Annotated in this window: 20 protein-coding genes and 1 pseudogene; 20 read left to right on the top strand and 1 reads right to left on the bottom strand. The window is 70.6% G+C overall.

The genetic code is table 11. The annotated features are described in order from the left end of the window. A partial coding sequence (gene rho, locus AC1DUQ_RS06550; RefSeq protein WP_477073526.1) for a transcription termination factor Rho occupies nt 1-1,277 on the top strand: 1,277 nt, incomplete at its 5' end. An 82-nt stretch (nt 1,278-1,359) separates the two neighbouring features. On the opposite strand, the gene AC1DUQ_RS06545 is transcribed toward rho, so the two are convergent. Then, on the bottom strand, nt 1,360-1,845 hold the full coding sequence (locus AC1DUQ_RS06545) for a DUF6326 family protein (RefSeq protein WP_477060385.1): 486 nt from the start codon (nt 1,843-1,845) through the stop codon (nt 1,360-1,362). Nucleotides 1,846-2,007: 162 nt separating this feature from the next. Here AC1DUQ_RS06545 and AC1DUQ_RS06540 point away from each other — a divergent pair, with 162 nt between their 5' ends. From AC1DUQ_RS06540 to AC1DUQ_RS06450, 19 genes and pseudogenes are all read left to right on the top strand, one after another. Further along, nucleotides 2,008-3,156 carry a sensor histidine kinase gene (locus AC1DUQ_RS06540; protein WP_477073525.1) on the top strand — a complete coding sequence of 383 codons (1,149 nt, stop codon included), beginning with the start codon at nt 2,008-2,010 and terminating at the stop codon, nt 3,154-3,156. Continuing rightward, nucleotides 3,153-3,799 (top strand): annotated as a pseudogene (locus AC1DUQ_RS06535) (response regulator). The gene AC1DUQ_RS06540 and the pseudogene AC1DUQ_RS06535 overlap by 4 nt, the downstream one beginning before the upstream one ends. A gap of 176 nt (nt 3,800-3,975) precedes the next feature. After that, complete coding sequence (locus AC1DUQ_RS06530; protein ID WP_477060388.1) at nt 3,976-4,830, top strand: PPK2 family polyphosphate kinase; 855 nt, start codon at nt 3,976-3,978, stop codon at nt 4,828-4,830. Between the two features lie 122 nt (nt 4,831-4,952). Next, on the top strand, nt 4,953-6,257 hold the full coding sequence (gene prfA, locus AC1DUQ_RS06525; protein ID WP_477073524.1) for a peptide chain release factor 1: 1,305 nt from the start codon (nt 4,953-4,955) through the stop codon (nt 6,255-6,257). Then, nucleotides 6,254-7,141, top strand: a complete 888-nt coding sequence (gene prmC, locus AC1DUQ_RS06520; protein ID WP_477060390.1) for a peptide chain release factor N(5)-glutamine methyltransferase — start codon at nt 6,254-6,256, stop codon at nt 7,139-7,141. Before prfA ends, prmC begins: the two co-directional genes overlap by 4 nt. Then, on the top strand, nt 7,138-7,788 hold the full coding sequence (locus tag AC1DUQ_RS06515) for an L-threonylcarbamoyladenylate synthase (protein WP_477060391.1): 651 nt from the start codon (nt 7,138-7,140) through the stop codon (nt 7,786-7,788). The genes prmC and AC1DUQ_RS06515 overlap by 4 nt, the downstream gene beginning before the upstream one ends. After that, a complete protein-coding gene (locus AC1DUQ_RS06510) occupies nt 7,785-8,909 on the top strand; it encodes a glycosyltransferase family 4 protein (RefSeq protein WP_477073523.1) in 1,125 nt (374 codons plus the stop codon). Before AC1DUQ_RS06515 ends, AC1DUQ_RS06510 begins: the two co-directional genes overlap by 4 nt. Nucleotides 8,910-8,911: 2 nt before the next feature. Next, the gene (locus AC1DUQ_RS06505; RefSeq protein ID WP_477073522.1) at nt 8,912-9,334 is read left to right on the top strand and encodes a hypothetical protein; all 423 of its coding nucleotides are present in this window, start codon (nt 8,912-8,914) and stop codon (nt 9,332-9,334) included. Between the two features lie 278 nt (nt 9,335-9,612). Then, a complete protein-coding gene (atpB, locus tag AC1DUQ_RS06500) occupies nt 9,613-10,293 on the top strand; it encodes a F0F1 ATP synthase subunit A (protein WP_477060394.1) in 681 nt (226 codons plus the stop codon). Nucleotides 10,294-10,380: 87 nt separating this feature from the next. Continuing rightward, the gene (gene atpE, locus AC1DUQ_RS06495; protein WP_056096321.1) at nt 10,381-10,587 is read left to right on the top strand and encodes an ATP synthase F0 subunit C; all 207 of its coding nucleotides are present in this window, start codon (nt 10,381-10,383) and stop codon (nt 10,585-10,587) included. Beyond that, a complete protein-coding gene (locus AC1DUQ_RS06490; RefSeq protein WP_477060395.1) occupies nt 10,584-11,177 on the top strand; it encodes a F0F1 ATP synthase subunit B in 594 nt (197 codons plus the stop codon). The genes atpE and AC1DUQ_RS06490 overlap by 4 nt, the downstream gene beginning before the upstream one ends. After that, on the top strand, nt 11,177-11,989 hold the full coding sequence (locus tag AC1DUQ_RS06485) for a F0F1 ATP synthase subunit delta (protein ID WP_477060396.1): 813 nt from the start codon (nt 11,177-11,179) through the stop codon (nt 11,987-11,989). Before AC1DUQ_RS06490 ends, AC1DUQ_RS06485 begins: the two co-directional genes overlap by 1 nt. Before the next feature lie 81 nt (nt 11,990-12,070). Next, entirely contained in the window at nt 12,071-13,699 is a 1,629-nt protein-coding gene (gene atpA, locus AC1DUQ_RS06480; RefSeq protein ID WP_477073521.1) for a F0F1 ATP synthase subunit alpha, read from the top strand. Nucleotide 13,700: 1 nt separating this feature from the next. Further along, nucleotides 13,701-14,594, top strand: coding sequence for a F0F1 ATP synthase subunit gamma (locus AC1DUQ_RS06475; protein ID WP_056096331.1), 894 nt, complete (start codon nt 13,701-13,703; stop codon nt 14,592-14,594). Between the two features lie 35 nt (nt 14,595-14,629). Beyond that, nucleotides 14,630-16,117: a F0F1 ATP synthase subunit beta gene (gene atpD, locus AC1DUQ_RS06470; RefSeq protein ID WP_056096334.1), complete on the top strand. Its 1,488-nt coding sequence runs from the start codon at nt 14,630-14,632 to the stop codon at nt 16,115-16,117. Between the two features lie 80 nt (nt 16,118-16,197). Beyond that, entirely contained in the window at nt 16,198-16,491 is a 294-nt protein-coding gene (locus AC1DUQ_RS06465) for a F0F1 ATP synthase subunit epsilon (RefSeq protein ID WP_477060398.1), read from the top strand. A 43-nt stretch (nt 16,492-16,534) separates the two neighbouring features. Beyond that, nucleotides 16,535-16,912, top strand: a complete 378-nt coding sequence (locus tag AC1DUQ_RS06460; RefSeq protein WP_477060399.1) for a DUF2550 family protein — start codon at nt 16,535-16,537, stop codon at nt 16,910-16,912. A 23-nt stretch (nt 16,913-16,935) separates the two neighbouring features. Next, entirely contained in the window at nt 16,936-17,631 is a 696-nt protein-coding gene (gene nucS / locus AC1DUQ_RS06455; protein WP_056096343.1) for an endonuclease NucS, read from the top strand. A 62-nt stretch (nt 17,632-17,693) separates the two neighbouring features. Next, entirely contained in the window at nt 17,694-18,341 is a 648-nt protein-coding gene (locus tag AC1DUQ_RS06450) for a TetR/AcrR family transcriptional regulator (protein ID WP_477073520.1), read from the top strand. Nucleotides 18,342-18,407 lie beyond the last annotated feature (66 nt).

Here is an 18,407-nt window from a genome sequence, read left to right as displayed (position 1 = left end):
GCCGTCGTCGGCGCTCGCGCGACCGCTACCGGGACCGCGACCGTGACCGCAAGGGCCGCGGCACCCGCGGCCGCCCCGGTGCGGGCGAGCTCGCGGGCCTCGACGACATCGAGGTCAACGAGGACGACGTCCTGCTGCCCGTCGCGGGCATCCTCGACCTGATGGACAGCTACGCGTTCGTCCGCACCACGGGCTACCTGCCCAGCGCGAACGACGTCTACGTGTCCCTCAACCAGGTCAAGCGGTACGGCCTGCGCCGCGGTGACGCGGTGACCGGCGCCGTGCGCCAGCCGCGCGAGGGCGAGCAGCCGCAGGCGCAGGGCAACCGGCCCAGCAAGTTCAACGCGCTGGTCCGCCTCGACTCGGTCAACGGCCTCGAGCCCGACGGCGCCCGCGTGCGCCCCGAGTTCAACAAGCTGACGCCCCTCTACCCGCAGGAGCGCCTGCGCCTGGAGAGCGAGCAGGGCAAGCTGTCGCCGCGCGTGATCGACATCGTCGCGCCCATCGGCAAGGGCCAGCGCGGCCTCATCGTCGCGCCCCCCAAGGCGGGCAAGACGATCATCATGCAGCAGATCGCCAACGCCATCACGACCAACAACCCCGAGGTCCACCTCATGGTCGTGCTCGTCGACGAGCGCCCCGAAGAGGTCACGGACATGGAGCGGACGGTCAAGGGCGAGGTCATCGCCTCGACCTTCGACCGCCCCGCCTCCGACCACACGATCGTCGCCGAGCTCGCCATCGAGCGCGCCAAGCGGCTGGTCGAGCTGGGCCAGGACGTCGTCGTGCTGCTCGACTCCCTCACGCGTCTGTCGCGGGCCTACAACCTGGCCGCCCCGGCGTCCGGGCGCATCCTGTCCGGTGGTGTCGACGCCTCGGCGCTGTACCCGCCCAAGCGGTTCTTCGGCGCGGCCCGCAACATCGAGCACGGCGGCTCGCTGACCATCCTCGCCTCGGCGCTGGTGGAGACCGGCTCCAAGATGGACGAGGTCATCTTCGAGGAGTTCAAGGGCACCGGGAACATGGAGCTCCGGCTCTCCCGCGGTCTGGCGGACAAGCGCATCTTCCCGGCGGTCGACGTCAACGCGTCGGGCACCCGCCGCGAGGAGATCCTCATGCCGCACGACGAGCTGAAGATCATCTACAAGCTCCGCCGCGTGATGGGCGCGCTCGACCAGACGCAGGCCATCGAGCTGCTCATCGGCAAGCTCAAGGAGACCAAGTCGAACGTCGAGTTCCTGCTCCAGGTGCAGAAGACGACGCCCGGCAGCGACTGACCGTCTCTCGTCGTGCAGACGGCCTCGTCTCCCGCGCGGGAGGCGGGGCCGTCGCGTTCGAGAAGGAGGCTGCCTGAGGGACTCACGCGTGATGCTGCGTCTGAAGAGGCTCGCTGGCTGCCGTGGTCACCGGCGATGCGACGCGGCGGGGCCAGGTCCAGGCAAGCCGAAGGATGACGGCCAGCACGATCACCTCCAGGACGACGGCCAACCAGTAGAAGTACGTCCAGGACTCGCCCACCGCGTTGAACATCGCGTACGGGACCTGGACCGATGCCACGACGAGGTTCGTGACCCGGCTCGCGCGGGCCGGCAGCATGGCGGACAGCACCACCATCAGGATCGGGATGGCCATGAGCGCGAGGAAAGCGGTCAACAACGTCTGGGTGATGTCGAACTCGAAGACGACGCCGACGAGGATGTCGTCGATCTTGCCCGGCACGAAGAAGCCCAAGATGTCCACGTAGGCGTACAGGAACACGAAGCTCGTCCACGCTGCGACGAGCTTCGCTCTCACGGGTAGGCGCGAGTCGTCCAGCGCGGTGGTGGTGTCTCGGCGAATGCTCATCATGTGCTCCGTTGTCGTCGTGAGGCGTGGCTCCTCCACGATCACGGACCGCTGTGCTGGGCACACCGGCCCCAGAGCCTGACCTGTCCTGGCCGTTCGCTCAGTGGCCCTCTTGTGCTTTCGGCCGATACGCCGCTCACGGCGCATCCCTAGGCTGACCGGATGGTCACCAACGTGCTGCGCGCGCTGTGGGCCGAACCTCGACCGGCGAACCCTCCCGCCCGCGTCCCCCGGGACTGGGCGCTCATCGCCGTGCTGACCGTCTGGTCCGTCGCCGAAGCGGTGCTCCGTGACGGCCTTGCGCCGCTCTCGCTGGTCCTCGTCGCCGCGCTCGTGATCGTCGTCCCCCTGCTCTGGCGACGCACTCACCCGCTCCGGGCGGTCGTGGTCTCCTTCGGCGCGTTGACCGTGGTCGACCTCGTCAGGATCGGGACGGGCTCGGAGGGCGGTCTGCTGACGAGCACCGCGGCAGCGCTGGTCCTGGCCTACGCACTGTTCCGGTGGGGAGCCGGTCGTGAGGCAGTGATCGGGCTCGGCGTCATCCTCGTCTGGCTGGCCGTCACCAACGTGGCGGACCCGACCAGCCTGGCGGATGCGGTGGGCGCCTACGCCTTCTTCTTGTTCTCCGCGGCGCTCGGCGCTGCCATCCGGTACCACGCGAGCGCCCGCATCCGCGACATCGACGAAGCCAAGGCCCGGGAGCGCGAGCAGATTGCTCGCGAGCTCCACGACACCGTCGCCCACCACGTCTCCGGCATCGCCATCCAGGCTCAGGCGGGACGTGCGATAGCGGCTTCGGACCCCGAGCGTGCCGTCGAGGCCCTGGTCATCATCGAGGACGCCGCCACCCAGGCGCTCAGCGAGATGCGCACCATGGTGGGCGTCCTCCGCGCCTCGCAGGATGCGGAGTTCGCGCCGCAGCCCTCAGTGGCCGACCTCGAGCGGCTGACCAGCGGTCTCGAGGCGCGTCCTCATGTCCAGGTGACGCTCTCCGGGGAGCTCAGGGATCTCAGCCCGGCCGTCGGGGCCRCGATCTACCGCCTGGCCCAGGAATCGATCACGAACGCTCGTCGGCATGCTCGCCACGCGACGCGGGTCACCGTGGTTGTCGTCGGTAACGCCGAGGGCGTGCGGCTGACCGTCGACGACGATGGTGCGCCCAGCACGGCCGACGGCGGTACTGCGGGATACGGCCTGGTGGGGATGCAGGAACGCACCACGCTGCTCGGCGGGACGTTCCACGCAGGCCCGACCGCCGACCGTGGCTGGAGGGTCCAAGCAACGCTGCCCCGAACCGGGGCCGCACGWTGAGCATCCGGGTACTGATCGCCGACGACCAGCACATCGTCCGCTCCGGTCTGACGATGCTCCTCGACGCCCAACCCGATATCGAGGTGGTCGGCGCGGCCGCGGACGGCCGCGAGGCGGTGCACCTCGCGCTCCAGCTCCGCCCGGACGTCGGCCTGTTCGACGTCCGAATGCCTCTGATGGACGGCATCGAAGCCACCCATCACCTTGCCGGACCCCACGTCACCGACCCTCTGCCCATCGTGGTGATCACCACCTTCGATCTCGATGAGTACGTCCACGAGGCACTCAAGGCCGGGGCCCGCGGGTTCTTGCTCAAGGACGCCGGTCCCGCTCTGCTGACCCAGGCGATCCGCGCCGCGGCTGACGGAGATGCGCTCATCGCTCCGAGCGTGACCGTCCGCCTCCTCGCAGCGTTCGCGCACTCACAGGCCGGCCCTGCACGGCAGCCCCTTGAGCCGCTCACGGCCCGTGAGGAGGAGTTCTCCTCCCGGTGGCGCAGGGGCGCACCAACGACGAGATCGCCACTGAGCTCTACATCAGCACAAGCACCGTGAAGGCCCACCTGGCCAGCCTCATGAGGAAGCTCGGCGCCCGCAACCGCGTGGAGCTCGCCATGTGGGCTCATGAGACCCGGCGCATCTAGGACTCGGAGAGGCTTCCGGTGCCGTACCAACCCACGTGTGCGTGACGCGTCGCTCCGTGGTCGCCGACGGATCAGATGACGTATGACGACGGCCCCGCCTCCGTACGAAGGCGGGGCCGTCGTCGTCCCGCTACCGTGCACTCGTCCGCACTGGCGCGAGTCCGGGGAGTCGTTCGATGGCGAAGTCGTGGAGCACACCACCCCGGGAGGCCCTCCGGGTCCGGCCGGGTTTCGACCTGGCGAAGGCCGACCTGGCCGCGACACCCGGTTGGGAGCACGGCGAGACGGCGGCCGAGAAGCGGCTCCTGAAGGATGGGGAGCACCTCAGCGAGGAGCAGGAGCGGCTGTTCGCGGACGGCCGCTCGGGCGGCACGCGCTCGGTCCTCCTCGTCCTCCAGGGGATGGACACCTCGGGCAAGGGCGGGATCGTGCGGCACGTCCTGGGCATGGTGGATCCGCAGGGGGTGCAGCTGCGCTCGTTCGGGGTGCCGACCGAGAAGGAGCGGTCGCAGCACTACCTGCAGCGGATCCGTGAGGCGCTGCCGACGCCCGGGCGCATCGGGGTGTTCGACAGGTCGCACTACGAGGACGTGCTGGTGGTCCGCGTGAACGAGCTGGTGCCGCAGGAGGTCTGGGAGCCGCGGTACGACGAGATCAACGCGTTCGAGCGCGAGGTCGTCGACGCCGGGACCGTGATCGTCAAGGTGGCCCTGCTCGTCTCGCCCGAGGAGCAGAAGGCCCGGCTGCGCGAGCGGCTCGAGCGCCCGGACAAGTACTGGAAGTTCAACCCGGGCGACATCGACGAGCGCGCCAAGTGGCCCCTCTACCAGGAGGCGTACCAGGCGGTCCTGGACCGGACGAGCACGGAGCACGCGCCCTGGTACGCGGTGCCGGCGGACAACAAGTGGTACGCGCAGCTGGCGATCGGACGGCTGCTGCGCGAGACGCTCGAGGACCTGCACCTCGAGTGGCCGGCGGCGGACTTCGACATCGAGGCCGAGAAGGCGCGGCTGGACGCGCAGACGCTCTGAGCCCTCCGACGGGATGATTTCGGGCCCCGTCGCTGTTCTGGCACAATGGTTCGCTGGTCTGCGGTTCACCGGCGCCAGTCGCGCGTCCGGACCCGGAGACACCCACCCAAGGAGATAGTTCTGTGAAGGCTGACATCCACCCCGAGTACGTCCTGACCGAGGTCACCTGCACCTGTGGCAGCACCTTCGTCACGCGCTCGACGGTCACCAGCGGCAAGATCCACGCCGACGTCTGCAGCGCCTGCCACCCGTTCTACACGGGCAACCATGGCGGTGTCCGCGTGGGCACCGGCGCTGCGTCGTTGCCAGAGCCGATCGAGCCACCTGAGGACACCCGCATGAGCGAGGCATTCGCCGCCGCCGAACCGCTGCTCGCCGAGCACGCGCAGATCGAGGCGCAGCTGGCCGACCCCGCTGTGCACGCGGACGCCGCGCACGCGCGCAAGCTGGGCCGCCGGTACGCCGAGCTGGGCCGGGTCGCGCAGGCCTACACCGCCTGGAGGGCCGCGTCCGACGACGCCGAGGCTGCCGCCGAGCTGGCCGAGGTCGACGAGAGCTTCGCCGCCGAGCTGCCGAGCCTGCAGCAGGCCGCCGACGCCGCGTCCGCGCGCCTGCGCGAGGTGCTCATCCCGCGCGACCCCGACGACTCCCGCGACGTCATCCTCGAGGTCAAGGCGGGGGAGGGCGGCGAGGAGTCSGCRCTGTTCGCCKCCGACCTGCTGCGGATGTACACCCGGTACGCCGAGAAGATGGGGTGGGCGACGCAGCTGCTGGGCGCGACCGAGTCCGACCTGGGCGGCTACAAGGACGCGCAGCTGGCCATCAAGGCCCGCGGGACGGTCGCGCCGGAGGACGGCGTCTGGGCGCACCTGAAGTACGAGGGCGGTGTGCACCGCGTGCAGCGGGTGCCCGTCACGGAGTCGCAGGGCCGGATCCACACGTCGGCCGCGGGCGTCCTGGTGTTCCCCGAGGCGGAGGACGAGGCCGAGGTGGCGATCGACCCGAACGACCTGCGCATCGACGTGTACCGGTCGTCGGGTCCGGGTGGCCAGTCGGTCAACACCACCGACTCGGCCGTCCGCATCACGCACCTGCCCACCGGCATCGTCGTGTCGATGCAGAACGAGAAGTCGCAGCTGCAGAACCGCGAGGCCGGCATGCGCGTGCTGCGCGCCCGGATCCTGGCCGCCCGGCAGGAGGAGGCCGCCGCCGCCGCGAGCGTGGCCCGCCGGTCGCAGGTGCGCACGGTCGACCGCTCGGAGCGCATCCGGACGTACAACTTCCCGGAGAACCGCATCGCCGACCACCGCACCGGCTACAAGGCCTACAACCTGGACGCCGTGCTCGGCGGGGAGCTGTCGCCGGTCGTGCAGTCGGCGATCGACGCCGACGAGGCGGCCCGGTTGGCCGCGGCGGGGGAGGCATGACCGCCCCCGACCTGCGCGCGCTGGTGGAGGGGGCGACGACGATCCTCGCGGAGGCCGGCGTGCCCTCGCCGCGCCACGACGCCACCGCGCTGGCCGCCCACGTGCTGGGCCTGGACCGGCTCGAGCTGGTCCTTCCGCCGCCGGTGCCGGACGGGTTCGCGGAGCAGTTCGCCGGGCTGGTCGAGCGGCGGCGGAACCGTGAGCCGTTGCAGCACCTCGTCGGCACCACGGGCTTCCGGTATCTGACCCTCCTGGTCGAGCCCGGGGTGTTCGTGCCACGGCCCGAGACCGAGGTGGTGGCGCAGGTGGCGATCGACGAGGCCGCGCGGCTGACGGACCCGCTCGTCGTGGACCTGTGCTGCGGTGCGGGCGGGATCGCGCTGTCCGTCGCGACCGAGGTCCGCGCGGCCCGAGTGGTGGCCGTCGACCTCTCGCCCGAGGCCGTGGACCTGACCCGGCGCAACGCCGTCGCGGTCGGCGCGGACCTCCGGGTCGAGCACGGCGACGTCGCCGACCCGACGCTGCTGGGCGAGCTCGACGGCACCGTCGACGTCCTCGTCGCCAACCCGCCGTACATCCCGCCCGACGCCGAGCCGGTGGACCCCGAGGTGCGCGACCACGACCCCGACCTCGCCCTGTACGGCGGCGGTCTGGACGGGCTGGACGTCCCGCGTGACGTCCTGCGCGCCGCCGCTCGTCTGCTCGTCCCCGGCGGGCTGCTGGTGATGGAGCACGCCGAGGTGCAGGACGCGGCCGCGCGCGAGGCCGCCCTGGCCACGGGCGCGTTCGTCGACGTGGAGTCCCGCCCGGACCTGACCGGCCGCCCGCGGATGCTCGTCGCGCGGCGAGCCGCTCAGCCGCACGTGACAGACTCGGCGCCGTGAACGACCGGATCACCCCCGCGAGCGACCCGACCACCTGGGGCCCGGCGCTCGACGAGGCGGTCAACGTGCTGTCCCGCGGGGGCCTCGTCGTCCTGCCCACGGACACGGTCTACGGGATCGCCGCCGACGCCTTCACCCCGCCCGCCGTCCAGGCGCTCCTCGACGCCAAGGGCCGCGGCCGGCAGATGCCACCGCCCGTGCTGATCCCCGACGTGCGCACGCTCGACGGCCTGGCCACCGACGTGCCGGCGGGTGCCCGCGCGCTGGCCGAGGCGTTCTGGCCCGGCGGCCTCACGCTCATCGTCCGTGCGCAGCCGTCGCTCGCGTGGGACCTGGGGGAGACCCGCGGCACCGTCGCGCTCCGGGTGCCGGACCACGAGACCGCGCTGGCCCTGCTGCGCCGCACGGGACCGCTCGCGGTCTCCAGCGCGAACACGACGGGTTCGCCCGCCGCCGTCACCGCGCGGACCGCGTACGACCAGCTCGGCGACTCCGTGGCGGTCTACCTCGACGCCGGTGACGCCCCCGGCCAGGTGGCGTCGAGCATCGTCGACGCCACGGGAGCCACGCTGCGGCTCGTCCGCGTCGGCGCCCTGAGTCTGGAGCAGCTGAACGAGGTCACCCCGGTCGAGGGACCCACCGCGTGAGGGTATACCTGCTCGCGCTGCTGATCTCCGCCACGGTGGCCTACCTCATGACCCCGCTGGCCCGCTGGTGCGCGCTGCGCTGGGGGGCGATCACCGCCGTCCGGGACCGGGACGTGCACGCGATCCCCACGCCCCGGCTGGGCGGCATGGCGATGTTCGCGGGGATGCTCGTCGCGATCCTCATGGTCAGCTCGCTGCCCTTCCTCTCGGGGGTCTACGACAACATCCGTCCCCTGGTCGGCATCATGGGCGGCGCCGCGATCGTGTGCGCGCTCGGGATCGCCGACGACATCTGGGACCTCGACTGGCTCACCAAGCTCATGGGCCAGGTGCTGGCCGGCGGGTTCCTCGCGTGGCAGGGCGTGCTGCTCTACCAGCTGCCCACCGCGGGCATGCCGATCCTCGGGTCCACGCGGATGGCCACGTTCTTCACGGTGCTCACCGTCGTCATCGCCATGAACGCGGTGAACTTCGTCGACGGTCTCGACGGGCTCGCCGCGGGGGTGCTCGCGATCGGCGGCACCGCGTTCTTCCTCTACGCCTACCTGCTCACCGCCGGCGCCAACCCCGGTGCCTACGCCAACGCCAACCTGGCGGCGCTGGTGCTCGCGGTGCTCRTCGGCGCGTGCGTGGGGTTCCTGCCCCACAACGTGTACCCGGCGCGCATCTTCATGGGCGACTCGGGCGCGATGGTGCTCGGCTTCGTGTTCAGCGCCGCGGCCATCATCATCACCGGTCAGATCGACCCGGAGCAGGTGCTCGTGCGCCAGCGGTTCCCGGCGTTCCTGCCGATGCTCCTGCCGTTCGCGGTGCTCCTGCTCCCGCTGCTCGACATGGGGCTCGCGATCGTGCGCCGGGTCGGTGCCGGCAAGTCCCCGTTCCACCCCGACCGCATGCACCTGCACCACCGCATGCTCCAGCTCGGGCACTCGCACCGCCGCGCCGTCGCGATCATGTACGTCTGGACGGCGGTGTTCGCGTTCGGGGTCGCCGCCCTGGTCCGGTGGGAGACGACCGTCGTGCTGATCACGTTCGGCGCGGCCGTCGTCGTCGCCACCCTGCTGACGCTCGGACCGCTGCGCGGCCGGGCCGCCACCCCGCCCCTGGAGGCTCCGCTGTGACCGTGCCCGTCCCCACTCCGCCCCCCACCGCCTCCACGGCGGTCCTCCGTCAGGCCCTGCGCGACATGCTCGTGCTCCTCGGCATCCTCGCGGTGGTCGGCGTCGGCGTCGGCTACCTGGTGGACGGCCTGGCCGGGGTCTGGGGCGCGCTCCTCGGGGTGGGCATCGCACTGATCTTCTCGGGGACGACGGTGGTCTCGGTCCTGAAGACCGCGAACTCCGAGCCGACGATGATGATGGCCGTCATCATGGGTGCCTGGCTGGCCAAGCTCGTCGTCGTCATCGTCGTGCTGGTGATCCTGCGCCAGTACGACTTCTACAACCCGATGATGCTCTTCCTGGTGTCGGTCGCCGGGGTCATCGGGTCGGCCGTCCTGGACGCGCGAGCGGTGCAGCGCGGGCGGGTCGGGTACTTCCAGTCCTGATTCCGGCCGGGTCCGCAGGAGCCCCGCGCGGGTCGGGGGTGGACGCCTGCATGGGTTAGGCTTCCCCCATCCATGACGGCCCGGCGCCGTGCTCGTGCCCGCACTGATGCGGCACTCGGCGCACACGACCACAGGAGAACGCCCTGTTCAGCCTTGCGACGATCCTGCCGCTCGCCGCGGAAGACGGCGGGGCCGAGTTCCATGGCCCCACGATCGCCGACTTCTTCCCGCCCGCCATCTTCTTCGAGGGCACCCCGTTCGAGATCAACCGGATCATCTTGGTCCGGTTCGTCGCGGCCATCGCGATCCTGCTGATCTTCGTCATCGGCGCCCGCCGCGCCAAGCTGGTCCCCGGACGCTTCCAGAGCGTCCTCGAGATGGGGCTCGACTTCTGCCGCAACTCGATCTCCATCGAGATCCTCGGTGAGAAGGACGGCAAGAAGTACGCCTCGGTCATCACGACGATCTTCTTCGCGGTCCTGTTCTTCAACATCACCGGCGTGGTCCCGTTCCTCAACATCGCGGGAACCTCGGTGATCGGAATGCCGATCATCCTCGCCCTGTGGGTGTACGTCCTGTACCTGTCGGAGGGCGTCAAGAAGTTCGGTGTCGGCGGCTACCTCAAGCACAGCCTGTTCCCCCCGGGCGTCCCGAAGCCGATCTACCTCCTGCTCACCCCGGTCGAGATCCTGCAGGTCTTCATCCTGCGGCCCGCGACGCTGGTCATCCGGCTCCTGGCCAACATGATGGCCGGCCACCTCCTGCTCGCCCTGTGCTTCGCAGCGACCTCGTTCCTCTTCTTCGAGGCGTCGGGTGCGCTCCGGGGCTTCGGCGCTGTCACGTTCGTCGCCGGCTTCGGCTTCCTGCTGTTCGAGGTGTTCGTGGCCGCCCTGCAGGCGTACGTGTTCGCGATCCTCACGGCGGTGTACCTGCAGATGTCCGTCACCGAAGAGCACTGACCGACCGTCTCGACGCGGCGGGCTGATCCCCGGACCGTCGCCCCCCTCGGACGCGCCGCGCGGCGCGCAGATGAAAGGAACCACCCAGTGGAAATCACCGGACTCGCCCTCATCGGCTATGGCATCGCCACCATCGGCCCCGGCATCGGCCTCGGCTTCATGATCGGCAAGACGATCGAGGGCATGGCGCGCCAGCCCGAGATGGCCGGCCAGCTGCGCTCCACCATGTTCGTCGGCCTGGCCTTCATCGAGATCCTCGCCCTCCTGGCCATCGTCACCCCGTTCTTCCTGTGATCACCGCGCCGCTCGTCGCTGCCGCGCACAGCGCGGTGGTGGCTGCCGAGGAAGTCGAGGAGGTCAACCCCCTCCTCCCGCACGCCTACGACCTCATCTGGTCGTCGGTGATCGTGGCGATCATCGCCGTCGTGTTCATCAAGTACGTGCTGCCGAAGTTCCAGGTGGTCCTCGACGAGCGCGCGGAGAAGATCGAGGGCGGGCTGCGGCACGCCGAGACCGCCCAGGCCGAGGCCGCCGAGCTGCGCGCGGAGTACGAGCAGCAGCTCGCCGACGCCCGCACGGAGGCAGCCCGCATCAAGGAGGCCGCCCGCGCCGAGGGTGGTGCCATCGTCACGGAGCTCAAGGCGAAGGCGGCCGCCGAGGCGGCACGCACGGTCGAGACGGCCCAGCGCCAGATCGAGGCCGAGCGTCAGCAGGCGGCGGTCTCGCTGCGCAACGACGTCGGTGCTCTCGCCACCGAGCTGGCCTCCAAGATCGTCGGCGAGTCCCTCGAGGACACCGCCCGTCAGTCGCGGGTGGTCGACAGGTTCCTCGCGGAGCTCGAGGCGTCGACGTCTGCGACCACGAGCGCCGGCAAGGAGAACTGATGCGCGGCACGAGCCTGGCGTCGCTCCGTGCGACACAGCTCCGGTTCGAGCCGGTGCTCGCCTCGGTGGGCACCCAGGCGCTCACGCTCGGCGAGCAGCTGTTCGCCGTCGTCGACGCGCTGGACTCCTCGGGCTCGCTGCGGCGCACCCTGTCCGACCCCGCGGTCGATGGCGGCGCCAAGGCGGGGCTGGTGGAGGGCGTGCTCGGCCGGCTCGACCCCCGCGTCGTCGACGTGGTGTCCGGGCTCGTGCAGGAACGCTGGTCCTCGGCCGACGACCTCATCGAGGCCGTCGAGCACCTGGGCTTCGACGCCGTGCTGGCGTCGGCGCAGGCCGGCAACGAGCTCGTGCGGGTCGAGGACGAGCTGTTCCGCATCACGCGGTCGCTCGTCGGCCAGCGCGAGGTGCGTCAGGCGCTGTTCGACCCGCGGGTCCCCGGCGACAAGCGGGCGGTCCTCGCGGAGAACCTGCTGCGCGGCAAGGTGGCCGACGCCACCCTCGCGGTGGCGAAGCGGGCTGCTGCCGCACCCCGCGGTCGGCGCTTCGTCGCGACGCTCGGCCTCGTCGGCGATCTCGCCGCCGCACGGCGCGAGCGCCTCGTGGCGGCTGTGACCTCGGGCAGCGAGCTCTCGCAGGCGCAGCTCGACCGCCTCGGCGGCATCCTGCAGCAGGCCTACGGGCAGGAGCTGCAGCTGAACGTGACCGTGGACCCCGAGATCCTCGGGGGACTGCGCATCCAGGTGGGCGCGGACGTGGTCGACTCGACCGTGCTCGCCCGGCTCGCCGACGCACGACGACGACTTGCCAGCTGAGTATCGGCCCCAGGCCGGCCCCTTGAACGACGTGCACGAACGTACGACCGCCCGACCGGCGGTCACGACAGGAGAAGAGCAATGGCTGAGCTGACGATCCGGCCGGACGWGATCCGGGCCGCGCTGGACAGCTTCGTGAAGTCCTACGAGCCGACCGGCGTCGCCTCCGAAGAGGTGGGTCGGGTCACCCTGACCGCCGACGGCATCGCGCAGGTCGAGGGCCTCCCGGGCGCGATGGCCAACGAGCTGCTGCGGTTCGAGGACGGCACGCTCGGCCTGGCGCTCAACCTCGACGTCCGCGAGATCGGCGTCGTCGTCCTGGGTGAGTTCACGGGCATCGAGGAGGGCCAGGAGGTCCGCCGCACGGGCGAGGTCCTCTCGGTCCCGATCGGTGACGGCTACCTCGGCCGCGTCGTCGACCCGCTGGGCACGCCGATCGACGGCCTGGGCGAGCTGGAGACCGAGGGCCGCCGCGCCCTCGAGCTGCAGGCCCCGGGCGTCATGGCGCGCAAGAGCGTCGACGAGCCGCTGCAGACCGGCCTCAAGGCCATCGACGCGATGATCCCGATCGGCCGTGGCCAGCGCCAGCTGATCATCGGTGACCGCCAGACGGGCAAGACGGCGATCGCGATCGACACGATCATCAACCAGAAGGCCAACTGGGAGTCGGGCGACGAGACCAAGCAGGTCCGCTGCATCTACGTCGCCATCGGTCAGAAGGGCTCCACCATCGCCGCCATCCGCGGCGCCCTGGAGGAGGCCGGCGCGCTCGAGTACACGACCATCGTCGCGGCCCCCGCGTCGGACCCGGCCGGCTTCAAGTACCTCGCGCCSTACACCGGYTCGGCCATCGGCCAGCACTGGATGTACCAGGGCAAGCACGTCCTCATCGTGTTCGACGACCTGTCCAAGCAGGCCGAGGCCTACCGTGCCGTGTCGCTGCTCCTGCGCCGCCCGCCGGGCCGCGAGGCGTACCCCGGTGACGTGTTCTACCTGCACTCCCGTCTGCTCGAGCGTTGTGCCAAGCTCTCGGACGAGCTGGGCGGCGGCTCGATGACGGGCCTGCCGGTCATCGAGACCAAGGCCAACGACGTGTCGGCGTACATCCCGACCAACGTCATCTCCATCACGGACGGTCAGATCTTCCTGCAGTCCGACCTGTTCAACGCGGACCAGCGCCCGGCCGTCGACGTCGGCATCTCGGTGTCCCGCGTCGGTGGTGCCGCGCAGGTCAAGGCCATGAAGAAGGTCTCCGGCACGCTGAAGCTGGACCTCGCGCAGTTCCGGTCCCTCGAGGCGTTCGCGATGTTCGCGTCCGACCTCGACGCCGCCTCGCGCGCGCAGCTGACCCGTGGCGCCCGGCTCATGGAGCTGCTCAAGCAGGCGCAGTACACGCCGTACCCGGTCGAGGATCAGGTCGCGTCGATCTGGGCCGGCACCAAGGGCAAGCTGGACGACGTCCCGATCGCCGACGTGCGCCGGTTCGAGACCGAGCTGCTCGACCACCTGCGTCGCAACACGGACGTCCTGTCGACCATCGCGTCGTCGGGCAAGCTCGAGGACGACACCGAGAAGGCTCTCGGGGACGCGATCGACGAGTTCCGCAACGGCTTCCTGGTGGGCGACGGAACGACGCTGGTCGGCTCGTCCGACGACGGCGCCGAGGTCGAGGTCGAGCAGGAGCAGATCGTCCGGCAGAAGAAGGGCTGACGTGGCAGGTCAGCAGCGCGTCTACCGGCAGCGGATCCGGTCGACAGAGTCGCTGAAGAAGATCTTCCGTGCGATGGAGCTCATCGCTGCCTCGCGCATCGGCAAGGCGCGGGACCGGGTGACGGCGGCGACGCCGTACTCCCGGGCGCTGACCCGTGCGGTGTCGGCCGTGGCCACGCACTCGAACGTGACGCACCCGCTCGTGACCGAGCGGAGCGACACCAACCGGGTCGCGGTCCTGGTCGTCACGTCCGACCGCGGCATGGCGGGCGCCTACTCGGCGAGCGCGATCCGGGAGGCCGAGCGCCTCATCGGTCGCCTGACCGAGGCGGGCAAGGAGCCGGTCGTGTACGCGACCGGACGCCGGGCCGTCTCGTACTACTCGTTCCGCGGGCGCGAGCTCGCGGGTGAGTGGACGGGGAACTCGGACGCGCCGTCGGTCGAGGTCGCCGCCGAGATCGCAGACACGCTGCTGGCGGCGTTCGAGGCGCCGGCGGACCAGGGTGGCGTCTCCGAGCTGCACGTCGTGTTCACGCACTTCCGGAACATGGTGTCGCAGACCCCTCGGGTCATCCGGCTGCTGCCGCTCGAGATCGTCGAGGGCGTCGAGGCGCGCGACGAGAACGAGATCCCGCCCCTGTACGAGTTCGAGCCGTCCCCGGAAGCCGTGCTCGACGCGCTGCTGCCGATGTACGTGCGCAGCCGCATCTACACCTGCCTCCTGCAGGCGGCGGCCTCCGAGCTCGCCGCCCGGCAGCGCGCGATGCACACCGCGACCGAGAACGCCGAGGACCTGGTGCGCATGTACACCCGGCTCGCCAACCAGGCCCGCCAGGCCGAGATCACCCAAGAGATCAGCGAGATCGTGTCGGGTGCCGACGCGCTCGCCTCCTGACGACTACGTCCCCACAGACGAACCGGAGAAACACCATGACTGCTACCACCACCGAAGCTGCCGTCGAGCACGCGTCGGGTCCTGGCGTGGGTCGGGTCGCGCGGGTCATCGGCCCCGTCGTCGACATCGAGTTCCCGTCCGACCAGATCCCCGAGATCTACAACGCGCTCAAGGTCGACATCGACCTGTCGGCGCAGGGCGAGGGCGAGGCCGCGGGCGTCACGACGATGACGCTCGAGGTCGCGCAGCACCTCGGCGACTCGCTCATCCGCGCCATCGCGCTCAAGCCGACCGACGGCCTGGTCCGCGGCGCGCTCGTGCGCGACACCGGCGAGGCGATCAGCGTGCCCGTCGGCGACATCACCAAGGGTCACGTCTTCAACGTCATCGGCGAGGTGCTGAACCTCAAGGAGGGCGAGAAGCTCGAGATCACCGAGCGCTGGCCCATCCACCGCAAGCCCCCGGCCTTCGACCAGCTCGAGAGCAAGACCGAGATGTTCGAGACCGGCATCAAGGTCATCGACCTGCTGACGCCGTACGTGCTCGGCGGGAAGATCGGTCTGTTCGGTGGTGCGGGCGTCGGCAAGACGGTCCTCATCCAGGAGATGATCCAGCGCGTCGCCCTCAACCACGGTGGTGTGTCGGTGTTCGCCGGTGTCGGCGAGCGCACCCGTGAGGGCAACGACCTCATCGTCGAGATGGAGGAGGCCGGCGTCTTCGACAAGACGGCGCTCGTCTTCGGCCAGATGGACGAGCCGCCGGGCACGCGTCTGCGCGTCGCCCTGTCGGCCCTGACGATGGCGGAGTACTTCCGCGACGTGCAGAAGCAGGACGTGCTGCTCTTCATCGACAACATCTTCCGGTTTACCCAGGCCGGCTCCGAGGTGTCGACGCTGCTCGGCCGCATGCCGTCCGCCGTCGGCTACCAGCCGAACCTCGCCGACGAGATGGGCCTCCTGCAGGAGCGCATCACCTCGACGCGTGGTCACTCGATCACCTCGCTGCAGGCGATCTACGTGCCCGCCGACGACTACACCGACCCCGCACCGGCCACGACGTTCGCCCACCTCGACGCGACAACGGCACTGTCGCGCGAGATCGCGTCGCGCGGTCTGTACCCGGCTGTGGACCCGCTGACGTCGACCAGCCGCATCCTCGACCCCCGCTACGTCGGCCAGGCGCACTACGACGCCGCGACGCGCGTGAAGTCGATCCTGCAGCGCAACAAGGAGCTCCAGGACATCATCGCGATCCTCGGCGTCGACGAGCTGTCGGAGGAGGACAAGACGGTCGTCGCACGCGCCCGTCGCATCCAGCAGTTCCTCTCGCAGAACACGTACATGGCCGAGAAGTTCACCGGTGTCGTCGGCTCGACGGTCCCGCTCACGGAGACGGTCGAGGCCTTCGGCAAGATCGCCGACGGCGAGTTCGACCACATCGCCGAGCAGGCCTTCTTCAACATCGGTGGCCTCGAGGACCTCGAGCGCAACTGGGCCCGCATCCAGAAGGACTACGGCGTCTGACCGCCTCGGCCAACGCAGGGGCGTCCACCACGGACGCCCCTGCGTACCCGTAGTCCCGCACAACATCGAAGGAGGGTCCCGTGGCAGACATCGAGGTCGAGCTCGTCGCCACCGCCGGCAAGCTCTGGTCCGGCACCGCCCGCATGGTCTCGGCCAAGGCCGGAGACGGCGAGATCGGCATCCTGGCCGGTCACGAGCCGATCCTGTCCGTGCTCCAGCCGGGTGAGGTCCGCGTGTTCCCCGTGGACGGCGGCGAGCCCAAGCGCTGGCAGGTCGAGGGCGGGTTCATCTCCTTCGACTCGAACCACCTGACCATCGTCGCCGACAAGGTCGTGGAGGGCGCACGCCCCGCGACCTCGCCGGCCACGCACTGAGGGCGCCGGGACGGTGAGCGGACACGGCGTCGCACTCGCGTGTGTGGTCGTCGTCCTGCTGCTCGCCGTCGCCTTCGTCTGGGCCTCGCGGGTCCATACGCTCAACCGCCGGGTCGGGTCGTTCGCGTGCTCGCTCGGCCGCACCGCCCAGGGGCCGTGGTCCTCGGGCGTCGCCCAGTACGGGGCCGACCGCCTCTACTGGTGGCGCTACCGCTCGCTCTCGGCGCGGCCCCGCGCCCGCTGGCAGCGCGTCGGCCTCACGGTCGTGGAGCGCAGCGAGCGGCACGGCGGCCAGGTCTTGGTGACCTGTCGCCCGGGCTCGGCCCTTGAGCCGGTCCACCTGCTGATGAGCGCCGAGGCCTACGCCGGTCTCACGTCATGGATCGAGGCCACGCCGTCGCGCGTGGGCTCGGTCATCTGAGCCTCACACCCGGAAGCGAGCTCATGCGCCTCGTCGTCGCGTCCTGCTCCGCTCGGTACAGCGGCCGTCTGAACGCCCACCTGCCGCTGGCCACGCGCCTGCTCGTCGTGAAGGCGGACGGCAGCGTGCTGCTGCACTCGGACGGCGGCTCGTACAAGCCCCTGAACTGGATGAGCCCGCCGTGCACGCTCGCGGTCTCCGAGCCGTCCGAGGAGGCCCGTGCCGCCGGCGTCACGGCCGTGTGGACCGTCCAGCACCAGAAGTCCGACGACCGCCTCGAGATCGACCTGTACGGCGTGCAGCACGACTCCGCGCACGAGCTGGGTGTCGACCCGGGGCTGGTCAAGGACGGCGTCGAGGCCCACCTGCAGGAGCTGCTGGCCGCGCAGATCCTGCTGCTCGGCACGGGGCACACGCTGGTCCGTCGCGAGTACCCGACGGCCATCGGACCGGTCGACATCCTGGCCAAGGATCCCGCCGGCGGCACCGTCGCCGTCGAGATCAAGCGCCGTGGGGACATCGACGGCGTGGAGCAGCTGACCCGGTACCTGGAGCTGCTCAACCGCGACCCGCACCTGGCGCCGGTGCGCGGGGTGTTCGCCGCCCAGGAGATCAAGCCGCAGGCCCGCGTGCTGGCCACCGACCGGGGCATCGGCTGCTTGGTGCTCGACTACGACGCCATGCGAGGCGTCGACGACAGCGGCTCACGCCTCTTCTAGCCCGACCACGTCACATCCTGGTGCTCTTGAACATGTTCAGTTGAACATGTTCAACTGGCTGCATGAGCGACGACACGAAGGCCCTCGTCCGGTCCACGGCCCTGCGGCTGTTCCGGGAGCGCGGGTACGCGGCCACGACGATGCGGGCGATCGCGCAGGAGGCCGGGGTGGCCACGGGGAACGCGTACTACCACTTCGCGTCCAAGGACCACCTGGTGCAGGAGCTGTACCTGGACGTGAACCGCGAGCAGACCGTGGCCGCCCGTGCGGTCCTCGCGCAGGGCGGAGACCTCGCGACCCGACTGCGCGGAGTGCTCCTTGCCGGCGTCGACGCGTTCGAGGGCTATCACGCGTTCGGCGGCGAGTTCATCACCGTCGCCATCCGCCCCGGCTCGGCGGCGAGCCCGTTCTCCGCCGRGTCGAGCGAGTCCCGGCAGATGAGCCAGGCGATCTTCCGCGAGCTCGTGGACGGCGCGACGCCCGCAGTGCCCACCGTCCTGCGCGACGAGCTCCCGGAGCTGCTGTGGTTGGCCCAGCTGGGGGTCACCCTCTTCTGGGTCTACGACGGCTCGCCGGGCCAGCGGCGGACGCGGACGCTGATCGAGGGGATCGCCCCGCTGATCGGTCGGCTGGTGCGCCTGTCGCGGCTGCCGGTGCTGCGCGGCGCGGCGGACGACGTGCTCGCGCTGGTGCGGGCGGTGCGGGCGTGAGCGAGCTGTCGCCGGTGGCCGGGGATCTTGTCCGCGTGGTCGTCGGGCTCGGCACGGTCGTCGTCC

It is taken from the genome of Cellulomonas sp. P4_B5_2, assembly GCF_056402235.1.
This window is presented reverse-complemented; position numbering and strand designations above follow the sequence as displayed.